Source organism: Arthrobacter sp. GCM10027362 (assembly GCF_042679445.1).
Classification (GTDB): Bacteria; Actinomycetota; Actinomycetes; order Actinomycetales; family Micrococcaceae; genus Crystallibacter.
The window spans coordinates 1-6,129 of record NZ_JBHTML010000216.1; the positions used below are offsets into that span (position 1 = coordinate 1).

Annotated in this window: 5 protein-coding genes; 2 read left to right on the forward strand and 3 right to left on the reverse strand. The window is 70.1% G+C overall.

Annotated features, from left to right (window positions below):
• The first annotated feature begins 279 nt into the window (after positions 1-279).
• Together ACFQ36_RS19925 and ACFQ36_RS19930 are read left to right on the forward strand one after the other, a co-directional pair.
• On the forward strand, positions 280-1,041 hold the full coding sequence (locus tag ACFQ36_RS19925; protein WP_377016812.1) for an isoprenyl transferase: 762 nt from the start codon (positions 280-282) through the stop codon (positions 1,039-1,041).
• A 370-nt stretch (positions 1,042-1,411) separates the two neighbouring features.
• Positions 1,412-2,683 carry a PhoH family protein gene (locus tag ACFQ36_RS19930; protein WP_377016821.1) on the forward strand — a complete coding sequence of 424 codons (1,272 nt, stop codon included), beginning with the start codon at positions 1,412-1,414 and terminating at the stop codon, positions 2,681-2,683.
• Positions 2,684-2,751: 68 nt separating this feature from the next.
• Here ACFQ36_RS19930 and ACFQ36_RS19935 read toward each other — a convergent pair whose 3' ends face one another.
• The 3 genes from ACFQ36_RS19935 to ACFQ36_RS19945 all read right to left on the reverse strand — a co-directional run bounded on the left by ACFQ36_RS19935 (position 2,752) and on the right by ACFQ36_RS19945 (position 5,850).
• Positions 2,752-4,119 (reverse strand): sensor histidine kinase, encoded by a 1,368-nt coding sequence (locus tag ACFQ36_RS19935; protein ID WP_377016814.1) that lies wholly within the window; start codon positions 4,117-4,119, stop codon positions 2,752-2,754.
• Positions 4,112-4,786 carry a response regulator gene (locus ACFQ36_RS19940; RefSeq protein WP_377016816.1) on the reverse strand — a complete coding sequence of 225 codons (675 nt, stop codon included), beginning with the start codon at positions 4,784-4,786 and terminating at the stop codon, positions 4,112-4,114. The genes ACFQ36_RS19935 and ACFQ36_RS19940 overlap by 8 nt, the downstream gene beginning before the upstream one ends.
• A 116-nt stretch (positions 4,787-4,902) precedes the next feature.
• A complete protein-coding gene (locus ACFQ36_RS19945; protein WP_377016818.1) occupies positions 4,903-5,850 on the reverse strand; it encodes a BTAD domain-containing putative transcriptional regulator in 948 nt (315 codons plus the stop codon).
• Between the last annotated feature and the right edge of the window lie 279 nt (positions 5,851-6,129).

The following is a 6,129-nucleotide window of genomic DNA, read 5'->3' on the forward strand; positions in this document are numbered from 1 at the left end:
GCCGGCGCGGAACAGGCAGCGCACGCCGTCGTGCCGCTGCTGCAGGGCCGGCCCGCTCCGGACACCGGGGCGCTGGCCTATGTCTGCCGGGGCATGGTGTGTGCCCGTCCGGTGGCGGACGAGGCCGGGCTGCTGGCGGAACTGACGCGGGGCCCGGCCCGCGCCTGATGCTGTTCTCCGCATCGCGGCCAGGGCGCGCTGCCGGCCGGACGCGCGGCCGGTCCCGGACGGTGGCGTAGAATTCCAAAGGCGGTGACGACAGAAAAGGCAGGTGCGTACTTGAGGCTTCCGGGTGCCGTGTACCGCCTGTACGAACGCCGGCTCGAGCGCTCGCTGCTGTCCCAGCGGATGCCGCGCCACATCGGGGTGGTGGTGGACGGCAACCGCCGCTGGGCCAAGCTGGCCGGGGCCCCGACGCGCGAGGGGCACCAGGCCGGGGCGGACAAGATCCTCGAATTCCTCGGCTGGTGTGACGAGCTCGGGGTCAAGGTCATCACCCTGTACATGCTTTCCACGGACAACATGAACCGCTCCGGCGAAGAGCTGGAGCAGCTGATGGGGATCATCGCCAACACGCTGGACCGGCTGGGCGAAGGCAAGAACATGCGGGTGCGCCCGGTGGGCGCCCTCGAGACGCTGCCGGCCTACCTGGCGCAGAAGCTGGAGCTGCTGGCGGCGCAGACCGCCGAGGCCGGGGGCGTCCACGTCAACGTCGCCGTCGGCTACGGCGGCCGGCAGGAGATTGTGGATGCGGTGAAGGAACTGCTCACGGATGCGGCCAGGGCCGGCAGGGACCTGCACGGCGTCGCGGAGTCGCTTTGCATCGAGGACATTTCCCGCTACCTGTACACCCGCGGGCTGCCCGACCCTGACCTGGTCATCCGCACCTCGGGGGAGCAGCGGCTCTCCGGCTTCCTGATGTGGCAGAGCGCCTACAGCGAGTTCTACTTCTGCGAGGCGCTGTGGCCGGATTTCCGGCGGCTGGATTTCCTGCGCGCCCTGCGGGACTACGGCAGCCGCCAGCGCCGTTTCGGCGCATAGCCGGCGCCGGGCTCTGTTCACCGGGAATTAACACCCCTGCCGCAAATACCTGTTGTTCCCGAAATTACAAGAGCGTAATTTGGAGGTATCGGCCGGCGGACCGCGCCGGCCGACCGGGAGGCCGAATTGCCGCAGCCAAGCGCAGCAAGGGAGGCCGGTACCGGCCTCACGGCCGGCCGGAATTCCTATCCGCACCGAAATCGGAGCGCCAGCGCTCAGGACGGGGGCTATCGTGGCCAATACCGACACCACCGCAGGTACGAGCACTGCAGGTACGAGCACTGCAGGTACCAGCACCGCAGGTACCAGCACCGCACGGTCCGCACAGGGGGAGCGGGACACCGCCGGCTACCCGGTTCAGTCCTTTGTCCTGGACACCTCGGTGCTGCTGTCCGATCCGCGGGCGCTGATGCACTTCGCCGAGCACGAGGTTATCCTGCCGGTCGTGGTGATCACCGAGCTCGAAGCCAAGCGCCACGATCCGGAACTGGGTTACTTCGCCCGCAAGGCCCTGCGGCTGCTGGACGACCTGCGGTTGGAGCACGGCGGGCTCAACCGGCCGATCCCGATCGGGGCCGAGGGCGGATCGCTGCGGCTGGAACTGAACCACATTTCGCCCGAGGTGCTGCCCGTGGGATTCCGGGGCGGGGACAACGACAGCCGCATCCTGGCCGTGGCGAAGAACCTGGCCGACGAGGGCCGGAACGTCACGGTGGTGTCCAAGGACCTGCCGATGCGCGTGAAGGCTTCCGCCATGGGCCTGCAGGCGGACGAATACCGCAACGAACTGGTGCGGGATTCGGGCTGGACCGGCCTGGCCGAGCTGGAGGTCCCGGAAACGGAGCTGCAGCGGCTCTACGGCAACGAGCCGATCTTCAACCCGGCGGCCGCGGAGCTGCCGGCCAACACCGGCCTGATCCTGCTCTCCGGCCGCGGCTCCGCCCTGGGCCGGGTCGGCGCGGACAAGCAGGTGCGCCTGGTCAAGGGGGACCGTGATGTCTTCGGCCTGCACGGCCGCAGCGCGGAACAGCGCCTGGCCATCGACCTGCTGCTCGATCCCGAGGTGGGCATTGTTTCCCTCGGCGGCCGGGCCGGGACCGGCAAGTCCGCCCTGGCGCTTTGCGCCGGGCTGGAGGCCGTGCTGGAGCGGCGTGAGCACCGCAAGGTCGTGGTGTTCCGGCCGCTCTACGCCGTCGGCGGCCAGGAACTGGGCTACCTGCCCGGCACCGAGGCGGAGAAGATGAACCCGTGGGCGCAGGCGGTCTTCGACACCCTTGGGGCGCTGGTGTCCGCCGAGGTGATGGAGGAGGTGATGGACCGCGGGATGCTCGAAGTGCTGCCGTTGACGCACATCCGCGGCCGCTCGCTGCACGACTCCTTCGTGATTGTGGACGAGGCCCAGTCGCTGGAGAAGAATGTGCTGCTGACGGTGATGAGCCGGATCGGGCAGAATTCCAGGATCGTGCTCACCCATGATGTGGCGCAGCGGGACAACCTGAGGGTGGGACGGCATGACGGCATCGCGGCCGTCGTCGAAACCCTCAAGGGACACCCGCTCTTCGGCCACATGACGCTCACCCGGTCGGAGCGTTCACCGATCGCGGCCCTGGTGACCGAACTGCTCGAGGGCGCCGAAATATAGGGGATTGGGGCCCGCTCGTCGGGGGCGTCCCCGAGGGGGATGCTCCCGGACAGGCGGTGCTGCCGGACTTAACGGCCGGCCGGCAGCACCGCCTCGACCTTCGTGCCGCCGTCCGCGGTGGAGGTGATCAGCAAGCTGCCGCCGGCATCGGCGACCGTGTCGTGCAGGATGGCCAGTCCCAGATGCCCCTCGGGGGCGGCCTCACGCACGTCGAAGCCGCGTCCGTCGTCGGTCACGGTGAGTGTGGTGCCTTCGCCGGTTCCGGAAAGCGTCACCAGGATCCGCCCGGCCTGGGCGTGCTTGAGCGCATTGGCGACCGCCTCCCGCGCCACCCGGTACAGCAGCACCTGGGTACTCTGCTCCGCGGGAACCGTGCCGTGGACGGCCAGAGCGAAGTCCAGGCCGCGGGCCCGGGCAGGATCCCCGAGCCGGTCCAAGGCCCCGGGCAGGCCGAGCCCGGCCAGATCCGGAGGGTACAAGTCCGCGGCGATGCCGCGCAGGGCGCCGATATTCTCCTGCACCACTGCCCGGGCCTGTGAGAAGAACGACGGCGGCGGACCCGGTTCGCGCCGCTCGTAGGATTCCAGTGCGTAAGCCAGGCCCGCCAGGCCTTGGATTACTTCATCGTGCAGGTGCCGGGCCAGCCGCTGCCGTTCCAGGTCCGAGGCGCTGATGGCCTGCTCCAGCAGGCGCTGCTGGGTATCGCTGTTCTGCTGCAGGCGTTTGGCCATCCGCAACCCGGGCAGCAGCAGGAGCAGCTGCAGCAGCAGCAACGAGCCGAGGATGGCCGGCAGGATGCCCAGCACCATGCCCCGCTGGTCGTGGTGGACGACCTCCCCGGGGTAGTAGGCCTCGATGATGATTCGTTCCCCGTCGGCCGCGGTGCTGCCCACATGCACCTCGACCAGCTCGTCCCGGCCGGTTTCGGCGGCGCTTTCCGCGTCCGCCTGGACTTCGAGCGCGGCGTTTCCCGGGCCGCCGGCCAGCAGCGGCGGCGCCCAGTCGGGTAGCGGGAACCGGTGGCCGATCAGTTCCCGGCGGTCCGAGTACAGGATGGTCCCCTGGGCGCTCCAGACCTTGAACCGGAGCAGGGAGAGGTGGCGGAAGCTTGGCGTCAGCCGGCGGTCGAGCTGGTCCAGCTTCCGGGGATCCTTGACCGGGGTGCCGGAGTCGATGAACGGGGCCACTTCGAAATCGGCCATGTGCTGGGTGTTCTCGGTCGCATGCCTGAGTGCCTGCTCCTGGGCCAGGGCCCGCGTTCCCAGGACCAGGGGAACCACGATGATCAGGAGTGCCGCGAGGCCGGTGAGTGCGTACCGGCGGAGGGCGCGGCGTGTTTCCGGATGCAGGTGGGACCTGCGGGGCTTCCCGCCCCGGCTGCCCCCGGTCTCCGGCCGGGACTGGGCCGGGGCGCGGCCGGTCTGCTCCTTAAGCATCGGGAGCCCCCGGCACCAGGCGCCGGCGCTGGGCAACGGCCACGGCCTCCAGCTGCGTGTGGGCGTCGAGCTTGGCCAGGATGGATTTCACATAGCCGCGGCAGGTGTTCTCCGAGATGCCCAGCAGCCGTGCATTGGTCCGGACGTCGTTGCCGGCTGCCATCAGGGCCAGGACCTGCCGCTCGCGCGCCGTGAGCGGGCCATGACCGGAAGGCTCCGGCGGTGCGGCCTGCTGCACGGCCTTCTGCGCGGCCAGCAGGGAAGGATGCACCACCATGCTGCCCGGGCGGGCGAACCGCACCGCGTCCAGCAGGTTCTGCAGCGACCCGTCCTTGGGCAGGAAGCCGCAGATCCCGGAGTCCGCGGCCCGGCCGAGTATCTCCGCAGTGGGATTTCCGGTCAGGACAATGATCCGGATTCCGGGGTTTTCCTGCAGGATCGTGCCGGCTGCGTCCAGTCCGTTGCCGTCCGGCAGGTGATAGTCCATGACGACGACGTCGGGACTGACCGCGCGGCACAACTCCACTGCCGTTCCGGCGCTGCCGGCGTTTCCTACATGGACCAGGTCGGCTTCCCGGTCCAGTGCCTGTGCCAGCAGCTCCGCAAAGGTGGTGTGGTCATCGACGACCACCACCCTTGCGGGCACCGGCGAAATTTCTTCCGCCATTTTAAGTCCCCAACCCAAGCCCCCCGAGACATGGTGCTATAGCGAGTATGCCTTCGGAGGGCGCGGATGTATAGGCACCGGCTGCGCCGCGGACCCGCGCCGGTAGGGCCGGCCGCTCAGGCCGAGGCGAGGGCGCGGCGCAGGAAGGAATCCACCACCTGGCCAGCCGCGGCCAGGCTCTTCCCGGAACGGCGCCCGCCGGCACCGGCCGGCCTGCCGCCGGGATTGCCGCGGCCGGACCGCATGCTGTCGCTGAGCAGCAGCAGTGCGGCCAGGACCTCGGCCAGGTCGCCGTCGTCCTGCGCCGTGGCCTGCAGGAGCCGTGCATGGGCGGCCTGCAGGGCGGGCCCGGGCAGGCAGCCCATTTCGCGGTCGAGGATCCGGCGGCACCGGTCATAGCTGCGGATACCGTCGGCATAGCGCCCGGCCTGCTCCAGCCCGGCCACGAGCGCGGACCACGCCCGTTCGTTCAGGGGCTCCTCGTCCACCGCCTGCTGGGCCCAGCGCACCGCGTCCTCGGGCCTGGCCAGCGCGGCAGCAGCCTCGGCTGCCAGGACCCGGGCCCGGGTCACCCTCGCGGCGTGCCGGTCCCGGGCTTCCACTGCCCATTCCGGCGTGAGCTCGTCGGCGAGCAATGGCTCGGCGGCCAGTTCCAAGGCCTGCACCAGCTGCGGATAGGCATCCGCCGGCCCGGCCAGCTCGGCATGGCGCAGCAGCGAGCCGAAGCGGCCCAGGTCCAGGTCCACCAGCTCCCGCTCCAGCAGATAGCCGGAGTTCGCCGTGCGCAGCGGACCGGTCCTGGCATGGCCCGGCTGCAGATGCCGGCGCAGCACGCTCACATAGCTTTCCAGGGTGGCCAGTGCCTCGCCCGGGGCCTTGCCGCCCCACAACAGGTCCACCAGCTGGTCCTTCGAAACCGCGGTGCCCAGCCGGAGCAGCAGGATCTCCAGGATCTGCCGCGGCTTCGGCCCGCCCAAGGTCGCTGCCGTCAGGACGGAACCGCCGCGGCGGATGGTCAGATGGCCGATCATTTGAACGGAAATGGACATGACCTGTGCAGGCATTTGCTCCATGTCGTCCCCCTCGATGGATGCACCCCCAATGAATGCCCTTTCATCCTTGCCGGGCGGCTGCTCATCCCGACAGCCCGGATCGGGGCACCCTGCACCCCCAATTCTGGGGGTGGCACTTTTGCGAAACGTGCTCCTGGCCGCCACGGCAGAGCCGCCGGCCTGGGCGCCAAGGGTTTTCCCAAGCAGCCACCGGCAGAGTTTGGGTGCCAGGGCGCACCGGGCGGCGGCAGCCGCCCGCCAGGCGCCACCCGGGCGGCTGCCGCCGGCTGG